At 37.7% G+C, this 19052-nt stretch carries 20 protein-coding genes and 1 other RNA gene; 1 reads left to right on the forward strand and 20 read right to left on the reverse strand.

All coding sequences use genetic code 11. The features are described 5' to 3' along the window. Positions 1 to 45: 45 nt before the first annotated feature. From ACESSZ_RS02745 to truB, 18 genes are all read right to left on the reverse strand, one after another. The gene (locus ACESSZ_RS02745) at positions 46 to 708 is read right to left on the reverse strand and encodes a tRNA1(Val) (adenine(37)-N6)-methyltransferase (RefSeq protein WP_331866865.1); all 663 of its coding nucleotides are present in this window, start codon (positions 706 to 708) and stop codon (positions 46 to 48) included. A gap of 36 nt (positions 709 to 744) precedes the next feature. Continuing rightward, entirely contained in the window at positions 745 to 1350 is a 606-nt protein-coding gene (locus ACESSZ_RS02750; RefSeq protein ID WP_008688498.1) for a stage II sporulation protein M, read from the reverse strand. A gap of 66 nt (positions 1351 to 1416) precedes the next feature. Further along, positions 1417 to 2589 carry a DNA polymerase IV gene (gene dinB, locus ACESSZ_RS02755; protein WP_270372534.1) on the reverse strand — a complete coding sequence of 391 codons (1173 nt, stop codon included), beginning with the start codon at positions 2587 to 2589 and terminating at the stop codon, positions 1417 to 1419. 94 nt (positions 2590 to 2683) lie between these two features. Next, the gene (spo0A, locus tag ACESSZ_RS02760) at positions 2684 to 3514 is read right to left on the reverse strand and encodes a sporulation transcription factor Spo0A (RefSeq protein ID WP_008688501.1); all 831 of its coding nucleotides are present in this window, start codon (positions 3512 to 3514) and stop codon (positions 2684 to 2686) included. Between the two features lie 174 nt (positions 3515 to 3688). Next, positions 3689 to 4702, reverse strand: coding sequence for a SpoIVB peptidase S55 domain-containing protein (locus ACESSZ_RS02765; RefSeq protein WP_026006720.1), 1014 nt, complete (start codon positions 4700 to 4702; stop codon positions 3689 to 3691). Between the two features lie 59 nt (positions 4703 to 4761). Beyond that, positions 4762 to 6417 (reverse strand): DNA repair protein RecN, encoded by a 1656-nt coding sequence (gene recN / locus ACESSZ_RS02770; RefSeq protein WP_119983362.1) that lies wholly within the window; start codon positions 6415 to 6417, stop codon positions 4762 to 4764. 4 nt (positions 6418 to 6421) lie between these two features. Further along, positions 6422 to 7201 (reverse strand): TlyA family RNA methyltransferase, encoded by a 780-nt coding sequence (locus ACESSZ_RS02775; protein ID WP_008688508.1) that lies wholly within the window; start codon positions 7199 to 7201, stop codon positions 6422 to 6424. A gap of 9 nt (positions 7202 to 7210) precedes the next feature. Beyond that, positions 7211 to 9070 (reverse strand): 1-deoxy-D-xylulose-5-phosphate synthase, encoded by a 1860-nt coding sequence (gene dxs / locus ACESSZ_RS02780; protein WP_008688510.1) that lies wholly within the window; start codon positions 9068 to 9070, stop codon positions 7211 to 7213. Positions 9071 to 9082: 12 nt separating this feature from the next. After that, positions 9083 to 9925, reverse strand: coding sequence for a polyprenyl synthetase family protein (locus ACESSZ_RS02785; protein WP_008978360.1), 843 nt, complete (start codon positions 9923 to 9925; stop codon positions 9083 to 9085). Beyond that, the gene (gene xseB / locus ACESSZ_RS02790; protein WP_008688514.1) at positions 9918 to 10130 is read right to left on the reverse strand and encodes an exodeoxyribonuclease VII small subunit; all 213 of its coding nucleotides are present in this window, start codon (positions 10128 to 10130) and stop codon (positions 9918 to 9920) included. The genes ACESSZ_RS02785 and xseB overlap by 8 nt, the downstream gene beginning before the upstream one ends. Further along, complete coding sequence (gene xseA, locus ACESSZ_RS02795; protein ID WP_008688516.1) at positions 10130 to 11458, reverse strand: exodeoxyribonuclease VII large subunit; 1329 nt, start codon at positions 11456 to 11458, stop codon at positions 10130 to 10132. Before xseA ends, xseB begins: the two co-directional genes overlap by 1 nt. Next, positions 11455 to 11835 (reverse strand): transcription antitermination factor NusB, encoded by a 381-nt coding sequence (gene nusB / locus ACESSZ_RS02800; RefSeq protein WP_499842684.1) that lies wholly within the window; start codon positions 11833 to 11835, stop codon positions 11455 to 11457. Before nusB ends, xseA begins: the two co-directional genes overlap by 4 nt. 86 nt (positions 11836 to 11921) lie before the next feature. After that, positions 11922 to 12821: a 5'-nucleotidase gene (locus ACESSZ_RS02805; protein WP_008688520.1), complete on the reverse strand. Its 900-nt coding sequence runs from the start codon at positions 12819 to 12821 to the stop codon at positions 11922 to 11924. A 44-nt stretch (positions 12822 to 12865) separates the two neighbouring features. Further along, a complete protein-coding gene (locus tag ACESSZ_RS02810) occupies positions 12866 to 13195 on the reverse strand; it encodes an Asp23/Gls24 family envelope stress response protein (RefSeq protein WP_008688522.1) in 330 nt (109 codons plus the stop codon). 39 nt (positions 13196 to 13234) lie between these two features. Further along, positions 13235 to 13780: a SpoIIIAH-like family protein gene (locus ACESSZ_RS02815; RefSeq protein ID WP_008688524.1), complete on the reverse strand. Its 546-nt coding sequence runs from the start codon at positions 13778 to 13780 to the stop codon at positions 13235 to 13237. A gap of 78 nt (positions 13781 to 13858) precedes the next feature. Continuing rightward, entirely contained in the window at positions 13859 to 15232 is a 1374-nt protein-coding gene (locus ACESSZ_RS02820; RefSeq protein ID WP_008688526.1) for a GTP pyrophosphokinase, read from the reverse strand. Between the two features lies 1 nt (position 15233). Further along, positions 15234 to 16166 (reverse strand): riboflavin biosynthesis protein RibF, encoded by a 933-nt coding sequence (gene ribF, locus ACESSZ_RS02825; RefSeq protein WP_008688527.1) that lies wholly within the window; start codon positions 16164 to 16166, stop codon positions 15234 to 15236. Positions 16167 to 16174: 8 nt separating this feature from the next. Continuing rightward, a complete protein-coding gene (gene truB, locus ACESSZ_RS02830; RefSeq protein ID WP_008688528.1) occupies positions 16175 to 17005 on the reverse strand; it encodes a tRNA pseudouridine(55) synthase TruB in 831 nt (276 codons plus the stop codon). Between the two features lie 113 nt (positions 17006 to 17118). Here truB and ACESSZ_RS02835 point away from each other — a divergent pair, with 113 nt between their 5' ends. Continuing rightward, on the forward strand, positions 17119 to 18066 hold the full coding sequence (locus tag ACESSZ_RS02835) for a tRNA lysidine(34) synthetase (RefSeq protein ID WP_008688529.1): 948 nt from the start codon (positions 17119 to 17121) through the stop codon (positions 18064 to 18066). Between the two features lie 113 nt (positions 18067 to 18179). Here the strand turns inward: ACESSZ_RS02835 and ACESSZ_RS02840 are convergent, their stop codons facing one another. After that, positions 18180 to 18761, reverse strand: coding sequence for an HD domain-containing protein (locus ACESSZ_RS02840; RefSeq protein ID WP_008688530.1), 582 nt, complete (start codon positions 18759 to 18761; stop codon positions 18180 to 18182). 78 nt (positions 18762 to 18839) lie between these two features. Beyond that, positions 18840 to 19015: non-coding RNA, 6S RNA (gene ssrS / locus ACESSZ_RS02845), on the reverse strand. Between the last annotated feature and the right edge of the window lie 37 nt (positions 19016 to 19052).

Raw genomic sequence — 19052 nt, forward strand, 5'->3', positions numbered from 1 at the left:
TAAATTAGTATTAAGATTGAACAATCTTACGATTGATACTTTACTTCATCGCTTTAGCATGATTGGTGGTAACACATGTGTATGATGACCCCCATCTTTAATTGCCTCAATTAAAACAGTGATGGCTTCCTCTTTATTTTGATCATAAACAAATTGTAAGGTACGCACACCGAATCGATGTTGTAACAATTCTTTCATCAATTCGCCAATCCGATCCGCACGATGTACCAAATAAAAACGGCCTTTTTCTTGTAGCGTGGAAGCTGCCTGTTTACACAATAAAGGAAAAGGCAGGTAACACTCGTGACGGGCAATACGCAAATAATCACTCTCATTGAGATTTGCATGCGTATTGACCTTAAAATAAGGTGGATTGCATATCACAACATCTACCTTAGGAAGCGTCATGTTACCTGCATCGCCTGCTAAAATTGAAAATGGCACACCACAATCTTTTAAATTATGTTCAGCCAACTTGCATGCTGCTTCTTGAATTTCTACACCATATAGGTAAGCGGGCTGCTTTGTTGCAGCCACTGCCAGTAAAGCTCCATTGTTCGTTCCAATATCTAAGATGCGCTCTCCTTGTTTTATCTGCATAAATGCGGCCAAAAGACTGGTATCAGTATTTATGCGAAACATGTCTTTTCGCTGATATACATAAGTAGTTGTACCATGTATATAATCATATGTGTAATGATCGTTCATCTTCTCACTTCCTGTATGTAGTATTATACAGGAAAATCACATTAAATTAAACAGCTTAATGAATTCAATAACAATCGTTGATTTCAAATATGCCCCCACTAGCATAATCAGAAAACAAATAAAGATATCATTAAGTACGGTATTGAATAATTTACGAAAGTCTAGGCGTTCACGGTTTGTGCAACTGTAAACGATGTACATTGACAATTGAATTGCACTAGCTGAAATCAAAAACGTAGCAAGTAGGTCAAACACAACCTGGGGTAAGAGTGTCAACAAAATGCCGACAATTCCTTTCATCTGATAGGTTGCCACAAAGAGCGCACAAGAGAAGCCGATTTGTAATCCCTTCGTAAACACAACGAAACTAATAATGGGGATGCCGGCAATGCTTGTCCCCAACAAAAAGACAAATAAAATAAAAAGAATTCCCAAAAAGAATTGTGATATAAAATAGTCATACTTATTGACATTGGAATCAATGGTCGTTAAATAAGCAGAAAGATTTTGAATATCATTCACATCTATGTAATTCGATAAGATAATGCCCATGCATAGTCCACAACCAACCAAGATAGCAATATACAAATAGACATTTTGATATTTCTTTAAAAAGCCGTGATAATGATGTTTCTTTTTCATATGCTCACCTCACTTCAGCATATGAAAAAAAAGAAGAGTTCACCCCTTCTTTTCTTCGTCATATTTCTACATTTTTTTCTTAAGCTGCGCGGCGCTGATCAGATTTGCACCAGGAAGTTGCTTATTCAACTGTTTCAACACCATAGCAACATCGTTTGTATCTTCTACGGGTTCTTGAAACATGTCAATTTGTGTAACACTGGTTTCTTCACTGTAAAGCGATCCTAATCCGATTCCAAGATGACGGATTTCTTTACCGTTGTGATTTTGATCAAACAATAGCAATGCTGTTTCCAATAAAATGGTTTCCTCATTCGTATAGCCTTGTAAAGACTGTGAGCGAACAGCATTGGTAAAATCATAATATCGAATAGAAATGGAAAGTAAAGAACCTTTGATTTTTTCTTGTTTTGCTCGTTGACTCAAAGAATGAGCTAAACGGCGAAAAACAGTTTTTACTTCATCGTATTCTATGATATCACGATCCAGTGTCGTTGATTGTGAAATGGATTGCACACTGGTGTTATAGGATAAACGATTACTGCCATTTCCACGCGCATGTTGAATGGCCATATACCCCTGCTTGCCAAGCAGTGTCATTAGCATCGTTTCATTTGATGGATCAGCCAAATCGCCAATGGTATGAATTCCACGTTCTTCTAATAATGGCACACTTTTCTTACCAATGCCCCACATATCTGTGATTGGTAGTGGCCATAACTTAGATGGCACTTCTTGCTTCCGCAATACCGTGATTCCCATAGGTTTTCGCATATCACTCGCCATCTTTGCTAAAAACTTATTTGGTCCTACTCCTATACTGCATGGTAACCGCAAATCTTCATAGACACGTTTCTGAATGATCCATGCCAAATCTAGCGGTCGTTTATAATTACCTATGATATCAGTAACATCCATGTAACATTCATCGATACTAGCCGGTTCAATACAAGGGGTGAATTTACGCAGATAGGTGAAAAAACGATTACTTAATTCTTCATACCAGGAAAAATCACCTTGTACAACTACCAGCTGCGGACATTTTTCTAAAGCCATCAATAATGGCATAGCACTATGAACTCCACATTTACGAGCTTCATAATTTGCCGTACTGACAACACTTCTGCGATGCAATCCGGCTACAGCAACCGGTTGTCCCTCCAACGCAGAATTCTTCAAAACCTCCGCACTTGCATAAAACGCATTTAAATCAATATGAAATATAACTCTTCCTGCCATATCCAACATCCTTTATTTTGGTTAATAAACATCAAATGTACATGATGATTCATCCGCTTACCTTGACCATTATAAAGGATTTCAGGAAGAAAATCTAGCGATAAGTTTGCATCATCGCTGTTTTGTTTTTTAAACGATGCTCAAGACGTAATTTATCGGCAATCATCGCAATGAATTCCGAATTGGTTGGTTTTGCCTTACTAGCAGAAATCGTATAACCAAAAATATCATCAATGGCATCAATATTCCCTCTATTCCAAGCTACCTCTATCGCATGACGAATGGCTCTTTCCACACGTGAGGCGGTCGTTGCATATTTACGAGCAATCTCCGGATATAAGACTTTGGTGATCTGACCTAAGAAATCAACATTTAGATAAGTTTCTAAAATAGCTGTTCGTAAGTACATATAGCCTTTGATATGTGCGGGTATACCGATCTCATGGAGTAATTCCGTAATCTCACTTTCCAGTTCTAATTTGGCAAGGCGTTTCTTTTCATCTTCATCAAGATTCACCCGCAAGCCATTGCCTTTCTTTTGTTTACTGGTAAAGCCAACGATGAAGTTTAGCTTATCGACAAGCTCCTCCATCTCAAAAGGTTTCATGAGTATGTAGTCGATCCGAAAGTTCTGCACTTGTGATACGATCAAATCATTCACAAATGGTGTTGTGGTGATGATGTGAGCTACCTCAATGTTGTTTTTCTTTAAATCTTGCAGAACACTGATCCCATCCTTCTTTGGCATCAGCAGATCCAGTACGAGGATGTCAATGTGTTTCCCATGAAGCTCTACAAGACATTGTTCACCATTGGTGGCACTGCCTACGATCTGATATGCATCACTCTTTGCGAATGCTGCTTTCATAGAGTGAATCATTTCCAGACTGTCATCGACAAGATAGACGCTAAGTTTGTTGTTCATATATTTCTTTCTCTCCTTCCCTATTAATTATAAGAATTCTAAATGAGAAATAACAATGAATTTGTCGAACACCGTAAAGAAATTTACAAATTTTTTCAAATTATGAAAAAATGACGACGTTTTATGCCGTCATTTCTGTGATAACACCAAAGTGTAAGTCGAATTATGTCGTAATTACGCAAGTTTCTTAGAATTAGATAACATCCATTCGATAAAGACACCATATCCATGAATAGGATCATTCGTAATAACGTGTGTAACTGCTCCTATGATTTTGTTATCTTGGACGATAGGTGATCCACTCATGCCTTGAATAATACCATTTGTCTGTGCTAATAATACAGGATCGTCAACAATAAATTCTATACCTTTTACATCACCGATGTGCTGATGATGAATCTTGGTGATATTGATGGAAAAAGCTTGTACTTCGTCACCATGTAAGACCGTATACAACTGGGCTTTCCCTTTGTGTACACTTTGCGCATCTGCCCATTCCATAAGAGGCGCATTCCTTCCCAATTGTACATAGGTTCCATAAATACCAATACGCGTATTTTCCCGAATCGTTCCCAAGACTCTAGTAAAATCAATGGTGGCGCGTTTTTCTCCGGCATGATTTTGCTGTGCTTTTTGAATAGATGATACATTCGCCGGATAAATACTTCCTGCTTGAATATCCGCTATCTCCTGCAAATCCGTATCCATAATTTCATGCCCAAGTGCTCCATAAGTATGATTGCTAGGATCATAATAGGTCAAGGTACCAACACCGACAATTTTATCTTTTACATATAAACCACACTTATATACCTTGTCTGTTTCATCATACACATTAAACAATGATGTTTCTATGAGCTGATTCTTTCTAAGAACAGTGATAGGAATACTATCTTTTGATTGTGTTCTTTGATAGGTCAACAGTTCCCTTTGCATATCGGCAATGCTTGTTACCGTGACGCCATTGATTTTTTTTATGATATCTTTTTTCTGAATATAGGTTTCCGGTGTATACGTTTTATTTTGTATCGTAAAGTGATACGTCCCACTGATGAGTACACCATCATAAGAAACTTCAATACCAACGCTATCTCCGCCTAAATAAATACCTTCATTGGCACAGATCATTGAAGGATGAATGAATAGGCAAATGAAACAGCTTAGTAAAATTAAAAATTTCTTTGACAAAGTATCACCTCCCAGGGCTAGTTTGTCCTGTGTCAAGTGAAACAAGTCAAAGAAAATCATTAATCTCTTCGCGCTTTTTCTAATAATTCTTTTGCCATGGCATGCGCAGAAACACTTTGTGATGCACTAGATATACTAGCAAGTTGAATGATACGCTCTTGTTCATCTAATACATGGATCTGTGTTTTGACATGATCATTTTCCTGTAACTTTTCTACTACATAATGATGGTCCGCACAAGCTGCTACTGGGGCCAGATGTGTTACGCAGAAAACCTGAACATCTTTTGCCAGCTCCTGCATCTTTTTACCAATAGCAAAGGCAACATTGCCACTGACACCAGTATCAATCTCATCAAAAATAACAGTCTCAATACCTTGCAAACGTGTGAATACCGTCTTCATGCCAAGCATAAAACGCGATAATTCACCACCGGAAGCCGTTGCTGAAAGACTTTTTAAGCGTTCTCCAGCATTCATCGATATTAAAAATTCCACCTTATCCATCCCAGTGGCATTGCCTGTAAATGTTTCAATTGAAACATGAAAACGTGCATTGGGCAATTCTAGATCACGCAACTGTGTAACAACAAGTTCTTCCAATTCTTTTGCTTTCGCTACGCGCAACGTATGCAGTTGTTTTGCTTGCGCTTCATACGCCGCATAAGCTTTCTGTCGGGATTTTTCCAATTTTGTGATAGCATCTTGACGATGTAAGATACCATCAATGGTACGATCTAGCTCATCGCGTTTTTCACAAACAGCATCATAGCTTCCTCCATATTTACGAAAAATTTTATGTATGTAAGAAATACGATCCTGCAACTCATGGAAATGTTCTTCATCAAATTCTAGGCTTTGTGCATATTCTTTGATTTCTTCAGTAAGATCTTGCATCACATAATAAGCATCATTTAACTTCTGTGCATATGTATCCAGTGTCTCATCATAATGCAATCCACTTAATTGATGAGCCGCTTCATAGATAATAGGCAATCCACCCTCTTCTTCATCCAATAATTGAATTGCGGCATGTAAACCGGCACTGACCTTTTCATAACCCATCATATGACGCAATTCTTCTTCTAATTCATCTAATTCATTTTCTTTCAGCATTGCTTCATCAATTTCGTTTAACTGAAATGTGAGAAATTCTAAATCATCTTCACTGTAATCTGCATGCAGCAGTTGTGAAAGCTCATCATCACATTTCTTAAAAACACGATAGGTATCACGAACATCCTCGCGTAATGCATCTTGTTGCAGAAAACGATCCAGTAAAGATAAATGATATTTGGGATTCAATAAATATTGTGTATCATGTTGGGAATGTAAATCAACTAGAGCTGCCATAACTTCTTTTAAAAAGGCAATCGTTGTTGTTCTTTGGTTAATACGTGCGACACTTTTGCCTTCTTTACTAAATTCACGCGTTACGATGAGCAAATCATCTTCCAAAGTATATCCCGCTTCATCTAATAAGCTTCTTACAGCATGGTGAGAAGGCACTAAAAAGGCTCCTTCGATAATTGCTTTATCTTTACCATCTTTTACCATACTGGCACTGATGCGATCTCCTTTTAAGATTCCTATGGCATCCATCAACAGCGATTTACCTGCTCCTGTTTCACCAGTAAAAGCAGACATATGGTCTTCCAATGTTAAATTCACATGATCCAGCAAAATAAAATCTTTGACATAAATTTGTGTCAGCATAGAATCACCTCGTTTTCTTATGGTTCATGACGATTGTATGATAATCAAATAGCTGCTGCTTGTAGGTATCACAAATGTGCATGACAAATTCACGGTTGCCATCTCTTCCTAAGATGCTGCTTTCTTGTAAATGATGAACATAAAGTCCTTGTTCTTTTACAAAGTCAACCATCTCTTGCAACACGCGCATGTGCACCTTGGCATCTTTAACAATGCCATGTTTTCCAACATAAGCTTTCCCTGCCTCAAATTGCGGTTTAATCAAAACAACAAGTTCTTTCTTACTCATCACCGAGAATACTGCTGGTAAAATGAGTTTTGCGGAAATAAAAGAGACATCCATACAAGCAAAGGTAATTGCATCATCAAACATATCCTTGCGCAAATAGCGACAATTGCAATTTTCCATATTTACGACGCGTTTATCCTTACGCAATCGCTCAATCAATTGATCTTTTCCTACATCAACAGCATATACCTTTTGAGCACCTTGTTGAAGACAGACATCACTAAATCCTCCCGTGCTGGCACCCACATCCAAACACACACGATCTTTTAGTTGTAACTGAAAATCATCTATGACATCATATAGTTTAAAACCAGCTCTACTGGCAAATACCATATCTGCTTCGAAAATGACAATTTCATCCTCTTCTGTTATAGCATAACTACTTTTGGTGATGGTTTGTCCATTAACCTGCACAAGGCCTTCTTTGATCATATCTTGTGCACGAGAGCGTGATAGATCTCTACGCATGACAACGATTTTTTGATCTAATCGCATAGGCATCCTCTACAAATAGCTTGCGATAATATCGCAAAGCGTGTTGATATCTAAACGTTCCAATTTCTTTAATTGCGGTATACTGCCGTGTTCTACAAAATGATCATCAATACCGATACGTACAAAATGTTTTTGGTAGCCATGATCATTCGCATATTCTAAAATCGCACTGCCTAAACCACCAGCTAACATATCTGTTTCATAGATGATGACAGGTTCTTCCATTTGACAAATGCTATTCAGCATTTCTTCATCCAGAGGTTTAAAGAATCGTGCATTTACAACGGTAATCGCTAGTCCATTGATGCGCGCCTTAGAAATAACTTTATCCACATTATCTCCATAGGTGATTACACAAAGTTTACTCGTCTCCATAATCTTATGCATGCTCCAACTGCCAATACGCACAGGATGATATGTATCTACCTTATGAAAGGGGGTGTTTCCACGCGGATAGCGTAATGCAAAAGGGTGTTCTTGTGTAAAAGCTGTGTATAAAAGTTGTTGTGCCTCATCGCCATCTTTTGGTTGTGCTAAGATCATATGCGGGATATGACGCAACATGGCAATATCAAAAACACCATGATGGGTTTCACCATCCTCGCCAACTAAGCCACAACGATCAATGCCAATGACAACAGGCAGATCCATTCGAGCTACATCATGACTGATTTGATCATAGGCACGCTGCAAAAAGGAAGAATATACTGAGATAAAAGGACGTTTCCCACTTGCAGCTAATCCTGCCGCAAAAGTCATCGCATGTTCCTCGGCTATACCACAATCAAAACTACGCGTAGGAAATTGCTCAAAGAAAGCAGATAACTTACTGCCACCTTTCATAGCAGGGGTGATTGCTATGATATCTTTATTATCTTTTGCCAAATCACAAAGTGTACTGGATATGACTTCACTCCAGCTTTTTTGCCCATTTGGCATACGTGATAAGGAACAACCGGTCTTAGGATCAAACTGCGATACACCATGCCATTTTCCTTCTTTATCTTCTTCCGCAAAAGGATACCCTTTTCCTTTTTTTGTTAATACGTGTACGACAATCGGGCCATCATGACGCTTTGCTATTTCTAACACTTTGATCAAACGACGAATATCATGACCATCTACCGGACCGATATAATCCAAATTAAAATCACCGAAAATCGAAGTATCCACAACATTTTCTTTTACCGCATTTTTGATATTTTTCATGGATTCTAAAACACTTTTCCCCATTTTAGAGGTTGATAAAGCACCTTTTAAATCTTCTTTTAAAGTATTATATGGCTTACTTGTACGAAGCCGAGTAAAGGTTTCATCCATTGCACCGACATTTTTGGAGATTGACATGTTATTATCATTGAAAATAATGACCATATTACGCTGTTCACTGCCAATTTGATTTAATGCTTCCATGGCCATACCACCCGTTAAAGCTCCATCACCAATTACAGGAACAACCTGATAGGAAGCATGATTCAGATCCCGTGCCACACACATCCCTAAAGCGGCAGATAAAGAAGTAGAAGAATGCCCTGCTTCCCATGCATCATGCTCACTCTCTTTGCGTTTCTGAAAGCCGGCAATGCCTTTGTATTGGCGCAGTTGCGTAAACAGCGGCGCACGTCCAGTTAATATTTTGTGTACATACGATTGATGCCCAACATCAAAAATGAACTTATCCTGTGGTGTATCAAAGACATAATGCATCGCTAGTGTCAATTCTACGACACCTAAATTGCTTGACAAATGTCCTCCTGTTTTCGCAATACTCTCAATTAAAAAAATGCGAATTTGTTGGGCAAGATCTTCCAACTGTGCATAGGATAAGGACTTGATATCCGATGGACTTTTAATATCAAATATATTCACATGATCACCTCATCAGTTTTTACGCTTTGTTAAAGCCACAAAGATGGCATCCAAGGCATGCGCATCATCAAACAGTTCATGCAGTCTTTGCTGCGCCCGCTCATAATAGAAGGATGCCTCTTTTTGCGCTTCTTCAATACCAAGTAAAGAAACATAGGTGCGTTTATTATTCTGCGCATCACTGTTGATATTTTTACCCAATTCCTCAACGGTACTCGTAACATCCAAAATATCATCTTGGATTTGAAAAGATAAGCCCAAATCACTACCGATTTGCTCCCAAGCAGGAATATCTTCTTCATGGTGTGTTAGATAAGCCGCACATACCAAAGGAAGCGTTAATAAACGTCCGGTCTTATAATAATGAATATCTTTTAGTTCCGCCAAGGTAAGATCTTCCTTTACTTCACCTTCTAAATCTTTTATCTGTCCAAGTACCATACCATCTGCTCCAGCATACCTGCTTAATGCTTTTACGATAGCACAATTCACCATCGCATCCTCACTTGCCATAGCTCCCAGTAAAAAAGCCTGCGTTAGTAAAGCATCTCCTGCTAAAATGGCAGTTGCTTCATCAAATTGCACATGACAAGTCGGTTTACCACGGCGCAGCGTATCATCATCCATTGCCGGAAGATCATCATGAATTAAAGAATAGGTATGTATCATTTCAATAGCTGCAGCAACAGGATATCCAACACGCTCTTCTATGCCATAACATTGCAAAGCTGCCAGTAAAATTTGCGGACGTATTCTTTTACCTCCTGCCATTAAAGAATACTGCATGGCATCTTTTACTTTGGAATCTTGCAAAGCATCACATATATGCTGCAAATATGTTTCAAAGTTATTCATCACCTGCATCCTCCTGATAAGCAGCTAAAAGCTGAGCCACTTTATTTTCAAAGGTTTTTAACTGCGTATCACAAGAATTTACGAGCTTCAGCCCTTCTTCAAATAAGCTGATGGCTTCTTCTAATTCTATTTCATTTCGTTCTAATAATGATACAATTTCTTCTAATCGCGCCATGGAATTTTTAAATGATTGTTTTTCTTCCATTATAATCTCTCCTTTTTCTTTACACAAGCATGCAGAAAGCCATCCACAAGACGTATGCGCATAAGACTTTCTTCTTGAACATCATCAATAGATTTAATCAATGTATCTTTAGTTTCAGCAATCGCATAACCACGCTTTAAAACATTCAGCGGACTATAGGCATCTAGTAAGGATATTTGTTTATATAATGTTGTCTGTTGTTTCCTTTGATATTCTTGTAGCGCATGTGCAAGCTGTATCCAAACCTTTGCTTTTTCCGCTTGTTTTTTCTGTGCAATCTGTTGCGATTGATGTGCCAATCGATTTGCATATTCCTGTACTGTATGACGATGTTTTAACAGACGCTGTTCGATCATTCCCATTTCCCGTGCTTGCATCGCTAATTTCATCTGACTTTCACGGATATAAGATAAGGGATCGCTCATATAACGATGTTGCTTTAAAGATTCAAGGACAGCCTTTTCTTCTTGCAAACGATGATTCATGATTTGTTTCATCCTGCTTTTTAAATGCATAAGCTGCATAAGGATTTCTTCACGTTGAGGTGTTATCAATTCCGCAGCAGCCGTGGGCGTTGGCGCTCTGGCATCACTCACATAGTCAACTAATGTCGTATCTGTTTCATGCCCTACACCAGTCACGACAACACTTTTCATCGAACTGATACAACGTGCAACACGCTCTTCATTAAAACACCAAAGATCTTCAATTGCTCCGCCTCCACGAACCAACAAAATCACATCATGTTCCATCTCATCAGCCTTTTTTAGATTACGAATAAGATCATCTGCCGCATTGATTCCTTGCACAAGACTTGGATAAACATGAACATTTGCTAACGGCCAACGTCGTGCAATTGTTGTCAAAACATCTTGCACGGCTGCTCCGCTTTTTGCGCTGATTACGGCTATATCCATGGGATATAAGGGCAAAGCTTTCTTACGCTCCAAAGCAAATAAACCTTCCTTCGCCATCTGCTTCTTCACCGCTTCTAACTTTAAGTACAAATCACCTAAGCCATCCACTTGTACATGTGTTACATATAACTGTAAGCTGCCTTGTGGCTCATACATTGAAACTTCCGCTCTGACGATGACCTTCATACCTTCTTTTAATAAAATAGAACAGCGACTAGCATACGAAGAAAACATCACACAACTGATTTTAGCCTTTTTATCTTTCAGCGTAAAATACCAATGACCGCTACGATGATTGGTAAAATTGGAAATTTCGCCTTGAATCAGTAACGTTTGCAGATTAGGATCATGATCAAGTGTCTGTTTCAGATAATGGACAAGATCATAAACACTAAGAAGGGGTAGTTTCATAAACGATCTAAAACCCCATTGATGAGTTTATATGTTTCCTCATCACAATATTTTTTTGCTAATGTCACTGCCTCATTAATTACGATTGGTTTAGGAGCGATCTCCATATCCAATTCACAGGCTGCCATGATCAATATTGCTTTTTCTACATAACCCAAACGCTCAAATGTCCAATCTTCACGCAAGGCTTCATTGATCATCTGAATATAATCCTCTTCATATTTTATGGTATCAATGGTTACTGTATATAGAAATGGATCTATTTCATTACTGTCATTGTTTTCAAAAACTGTTTCTTTAATATCTTTATTGAGAAGAAAATGCTGATACAGGCAAGTCATTGCCTTCTCTCTTAATTCATGTCTGCTTACTGCCATATTCTGATCCTCCTGTATATTCTTTTTTATTTTATCATAAAATGATGTAAAACCACTATGTATTTGATTGAAACATGCAAGTTTTCTTATTCCTTCCATGGAACCTGTGCACTAGGTACCACTTGAGATGCCACATCGGCATGCACTTTCTGATCATCGAAAAAGATATGGGGCGCAAATGCCTTTAAAACATCTTTTTTGGTTATTCCACCTAGGAAAAATGCCTCATCAATACGTACATCCCAAGCCCGTAAGGTCCGTATGACACGTTCATGAGCTGGAGCGTTGCGAGCAGTTACCAAAGCCGTGCGAATGGGAGATTGTGTACTATCCATATGATTCTGTAAATCGCTGATGGTTTTTAAAAAACGCGCAAATGGTCCAGCCGGCAATTGTTGAAGAGCTTTTTTTTGCTCATTTTCCACAAAGGCTGCCAAGCCTTTTTCCTGAAAGATGCGCTCTGCCTCATCGCTAAACAAAACAGCATCCCCATCAAATGCAATTCGTATTTGCTCAATCTCTTGCATCGGATCAAAGTCCTGAATAGCGTTGGTATAAATACGTCCAGCCGCAAAACCAGCTTGGATGGCTGCTTTGACATCTTCTTCATTGGCACTTAGAAATAAATCAACCCCAAAACTAGAAAGATAAGGAGATAAAGCAGCACCTCCACTCAATACAGCGCGGCTGATATCCAACTGATAATGCGCTATACTGTTGAAAATGCGCAAAGAAGTATCTGCTGAATTTCGCGACATGATCAACACTTCTACCTTACGTTTATCAAATCTACTATTCAATTTTAATAAAGCTTTTACTAATGCAAAACCACTTCCCGGCTTTAAGATCGTATCTTCATGAGCAATCTGATAGTCCGCATATGCTTTTAAACCTTCTTCTTCATAAATGCGATTTTCTTCATCTAGATCAAAAAGAGCTCTTGAACTGATTCCGATCACCAAACAATCCTCTAAGCTAACCGCCATATCTTCACCTCCAACTCAAAAAAAAGAAATCCATGCGGATTTCTCTAAAACATAAAGCCACTGACGCGAATATCAATCTGGTCAGGCTGAAAGCCCGTCATGTGTTCTATATTTTCAAAGATCTTACCCTGCAGTTTACTGCATACATCGTTTACATTCACGCTGTATTTCACTTTTACATCCATCGTTAAAATCAGCTGATCGTTCGCAATTTTACAAACAAGCGGATATTTAAATGGTGTACTTGTTTCTGCGAGCTTAAGATTTTCGTCTTCTTCAATAACAATCTTGGCAATCGTCTGAAAAGCTGATTTGCTCAATGCGATAATACCATCGTTATTGTTTTCCTTCAAAGCAATGTATTCTTGTGCCATAGTTATCACCCTCTGGAACTATTATAACAAAAACCATTCCTATTTGAAAGTGACTTCAATGAAATATTTCTGATTTGTTACTTCACTGACGGTTTTCATGATTTCATTTGCTAATTTTTTTTCATCTTTTTTATCAAATACATTCACGATACATGTATTATCCTTAATTTCAACTGCTACATTCAATTTTTCTTTACTTAATGCCTGTGCAACTTTCTGTTGCATTTCTTTGTCATCTTTTAATTCTTCCATCGTTGTCAATGCCTGCTTTTTCGCTGTTTCATCTGCATCACCTTTTGATAGAACCGAACTGTTTTTGTTAATTTCACTATCTTTTTTCTTGTCAATTTCTTCCTGCAGTTTCGCTGCCTCATTCACTTTGGATGTATCCTTGCTTTCTTCCTGTTTCCCTGTTTTCGTCTCTTTATTTTCTATCTTGTCTTTACTGTTAGAATCGCCAGTTTCTTCTTGTGGCGTATTCTCCTTCATCACTGCTGTTGTATCACTTGGCAGCGTGACATAGTATACACTTAACATCAAAATTAATGAAAACATGGTCAGAAATGCAAGTGCCTGTTTATTCATAGAAAATGCCCTCCTTGCTACTACACTACTATGCAAAAGGGCATCTTAATATGTCTATTAGGTTTCAAAAAGATAGGCTCAACTGAAAATCTTGCGCATACGTGTCATCCATTCATCATAATACGCTTCCTTATACTGCATAAAATCAGAATAACTGATGACGCGTTTTTCCAATTCTTCAATAAACTTCACAAAAGCCTTATTTATGGCGATCATCTTATCATCGTGAATAATCTTGATCGTTCCTATTTCACAAAGTGAATTCGCCAACATTCGCGAACACTCATCATGTAATAAATCACTCTGATCCATCGGCAGACGTACAAAGCTTGTGTTTAGCCAGTAATTGTCTACCAAATAATTGCGAATTACCGTTAAGAACAAACTGAAGTCTTCCATATTATTCCCTGGTTCAATGGCAAATAACATATTAAAGAAGACAAACCAATCATAGTCTTCATTAATGATGGAGAGTAAATAGGTCCCTAAGATATGAACAAAAACATCTTGTGAATAAAAACCTTCCTCCATCACAATTTCATTTTCAAAGTCCATATGTATGGAGTTCAATTTCTTAAACGTCCGAAACAAAGTCGCAATACGGTCATTATTTCCGCCATCATAGCGAATATCCTTAATGAAGATATAATGACCTAAAATCGTTGAAGTGTTCTTTAGATTCATAGTAAAACCAATAGATTCATTCATTTTCGTCGCGAATAAATCATTAATTGCCTTACTGATTTGTTTTTCAAAACTTGATTCGGTAATATTGGCATCTCCTAAGGATGTTGACTGCATCTGATCATAAATAATGTTAAGCTGGCGATCGGTTATTGTCAGGTTGGCTTTGATACTGGCCAATAAATCTTTCATAAAATCATCGTACACATAATAATTGGTGTTCTTATAAACCAATTTATGCTCAATTTCTCCCCAAAAGGAATGTACCAGTGCTTTTATCTGCAATTCCATATTCACCTTCACACCATTTTTGAGATAGTAACCGTCAATGCGATAGATGGCAAATCCATTTTTTTGAATTTGTGGTTGGCGGGAAGCACAATCCAAATAAAATAGTGGATGCGCCTCATTGCAATAATACCCATCATCTTCATTACGAACATTCATACGTTCGCGAATGATATTTAATACTTTATATTCATCCTCAATGAAACGACATTCAATAATAAAACCAATCAAATCGCTTAGATTGTCCAAAATATCTTGCGCATTTTGATAGTCCACATAAAACCGATTGCGGATAATCTTTTCTCGTAGACTTTCTTTGCTTTTGACGCGCGAATTCACATCAACGATCATCTCGGTTTTATTAGCAAATAAGTCTTTTAGCGCTTTACGAATATCTTTTTCCACTTCATGATAAAATGCATTATTTTCTTCTAGCAACGCTAATGCCTCATCAATTGTATCAAATAGCTTTAAACGCATGCTATCCTTCCTTTCTTTGCCTAAAATAGTTTCTGGCACGATCACAGTCTTTGAGCAACTGCTCTTTTAACTCCTGCATGCCGGCAAATTTCTGCTCTTCGCGTAAAAAACGATGAAATCTGAATGTAACCGTTTTATCATAAATCATTTTATCAAAATCAAGTAAATATGCTTCAATCGATGTGTTTTGCTGATAATTAAAGCTTGGATTATGTCCGACATTAATAATCGCCATCCACCAGGTATCTAATACAAACACACTTCCAATATAAACACCCTGCTTTGGCATGATATATTCACCCTGTGTTTTAAGATTCGCTGTAGGAAAACCATACTTGCGTCCAACTCGATTACCACTTTTCACAATACCTCGCATTTCATAAAAGCGCCCCATAATATCTGCCGTTTCTTCCATTTCACCACGTTTTATGGATTGTTCTATACGAGTTGAACTAATTTTCTCATTGGCACTGGCGATTTCTTCAACGACCTCTACTTTAAAAAAATGCTGAGCCTGTAACGTTTTTACACTGCCTTCTCCACGATTGGCGTAATGAAAATCATAACCACATACTAATGTTTCAATATGCAATGGTTTTAAGACAAGCTCATGAAATTGTTCATAGCTAAGTTGCGCCATATCCTTTTGAAAATCAAGTATGATCCATTTCTGGATCCCCAGTTTTGCGCCAATATCTTGTCGATGATTCATCGGTGTAATATGGGGAATATTGTGCAATTTTTTCAATACGACCCAGGGATCTGGATCAAAGGTAATCAGCGCTGGAATGGTATGGGTTTTTTCAGCTATTTCCAGCACCCGTTTTACCAACTGTTGGTGACCTAGATGTAAACCGTCAAAATACCCGATACAAGCCGTTATACGTTCCCGGCATTCTATGGGTGTATGTATATTAAATCGTAATATTTCCATAATTTCACCTACCACAATCCGCGAATACAACGAAAGACATCGCCATGATCACGTTCATATAAAGCTATGACATCACCTTTATCTAAAATTGCCAAGCGATTATCCTCACATTGTAAACGTATATGTTTTCCATTATAAATATCTGAAATTGGTGTATAAGGAACACTTGTGTAATGATCCAACACGTCCTTTATAGGGTGTAAGATAAACTCGCCTTTTTTCACATCATCTAACGTCACACAATCCTGTATGCTAAATCGCCCAACACGCGTGCGGATCAAAGAAGACATACATCCATAGTTTCCTGTGTTTTCGGCAATATCATGGCACAATGAACGTACATACGTGCCACTGCTACAACTTACCCTAAATTGTAGTTTTGCCTCATCAAGTGCTTGAATATCATAAATTTCCACGCTTCTTACCGGGCGTATCACATGCTCATGATTACGAGCATATTCATAAAGCTTTTTTCCATTAACTTTAATACTTGAAATCATTGGAGGGACCTGTTCAATCACACCGCGAAATTTATCAAGTTCTTTTTGCAAATCTTTAATTGGTATAACCGGTTTTTCATCCAAAACCTCTTCCCAAATATCATCACTAATGGTTTTCTTGCCCAATTCCATGCTTGCGATATATTCTTTATCCGTATCTGCTAAAAACGGTAATACTTTACAAGCTCTGCCAACCAACACGAGCAAGACACCGGTCGCATTAGGGTCTAATGTACCACTGTGACCGATTTTCTTTATATGAAGGATCTTTCTCAACTGTGCAACCACATCGTGAGAAGTCATCCCTGCTTCTTTATTTATCAATAAAATACCATCCATGTCATCACCGTGTATCATTATAACATAAAAATCAAGAATTTCTTGTGGTTAGCCTGTGAAAGAGCGAAAAAATCATGTATAATGATACAGATTTGAGAAAGAGCGTGATAAGGATGAAATTACATAAGATACTTGGGGATATTCGTAAAGCGGATCAGGACTATGGCTTAATACAAGATGGTGATCGTATTGGCGTTGGAGTGAGTGGCGGAAAAGACAGCATGGTATTATTAACTGCATTACATATGTATGCAAAATTTTGCGATCGTCGATTTGAAGTTGTCGGTATCCATATTAAACTCGGCTTTCCTAACATGGAATTTCAAGAAGTGACACAATTTTGTGAGCGCCTTGGTATTGAATTCCATCAGATTGATTCCAAGGTTTATGAAATATTAAAACGTAATTTAGATAAAAATGGTCGTATCCGCTGCAGTTTATGCTCCAAGTTCAAAAAAGCTACCGTTAACCAAGCCGCAAAAGATCTACATTGTAATAAAGTTGCCTTTGGTCATCACAGTGATGATGCTATAGAAACCTTATTAATGAATGCAATTCATGGCGGTAAACTAGCCACCTTCTTGCCTAAAATGCATTTATCAAATGATGATATCACCTTTATCCGTCCGCTGATCTATGCGCATGAAAATGATATTTTGAATGCCCAAATGTTAAACGATATTCCCTTTGTAAAAAGTACCTGCCCCAATGATGGTTACACGGAACGTCAGGCGATGAAAGATATGTTAAATCATTTTTATGAACAATACCCGATGGCTAAGAAAAATTTTATCCGTATGCTGTATAATGAAGAGCAGTTATGTTTATGGAAACGCGAAGATGATCACAAACGCATAAAAGAAGAAGCCCGCAAACCAATCGTATTACTGCAAGAGCAGGATAACACCCTATTACAACGAGGCCATAAAACTTTTCTCTGTTATCATCCCCAAGAAAACCCAGCGATGCTGCGCAAGCTAAAAATTAGCGATGATGAAAAAGAAGCATTGCTGCATCATACAACAACCTTCCAAGAAATTATTGCCAAATATGCAAAATAAAAGACGATCACGCATTGTCCTGGAGAATTTCACAGAACCTTTTCTAATCGTCTTTTTATATATACTATAATGTTACTTGCCCTACGCAAAACAATCTTACATATTTTGATAACTTATACCGTTTCACTTTCTAAGAAATAAGTAGCCTCCATATCCGCAGTGCTTAAAGCAAACGACAAAGGGAAATGTTCAAATGAATAACCTACACCACGTGCATCATCATTTCCACTAAATCCCATATGATAACGAATGGCAAAGGCTTCTTCCCTACTTAATCGCATAAAACCTGTAATGATATATACACTTTTTTCACCGTGTCCATACGGCAGCTGATCATCAAATTCATAATATGGAACTTGTGTCCATGCTCCATTTACTTTAACATTCCGTGTACTTTCTTTATAACAATTCACTTTGCAGATATCATGCAATAATGCAACAATTGCAATTGTCTCTTCATTATACTCCATGTGATAGACTTCTTTACTGCGTGATCTAGCTAAGTAATCTTTTAAGCAATCATATACATTCAAGCAATGTTCAACCAATCCTTGCGCATGAGAGCCATGAAATCTAGTGCTGGCAGGAGCTGTAAAAAAATCACTATGATGTAATAAATACTCTAATAGCTTATCACTTCCGTCACGATGAATATGTTCTTGATATAAGCTTATAAAACGTTCTTTTGCATCCATAATTATCTTCTCCTTTATTCTTACAATTAGTATAGCATGAAATAAAGCGAAAAGAAAAACAGATGATTGCTCATCTGTCAATTTTTCATATACGTCCGAAGGGAGAGATCTTTCCCTGTATATACAGGTGGGTGATCTGCGTTAGATATTAGGATCCCTACACGTAGCAGGTATTCAACACCATCTAACAACATCCGATCTCCCTTATCTCTAAGCGTAGGAAAAATTTATACCCTCCGGACACATATAGTATAGCAGATAACTTTTGAAATAATACTCTTGACTTTATTT

Source organism: Eubacterium sp. 3_1_31 (assembly GCF_964249515.1).
Classification (GTDB): domain Bacteria; phylum Bacillota_I; class Bacilli_A; order Erysipelotrichales; family Erysipelotrichaceae; genus Longicatena; species Longicatena caecimuris.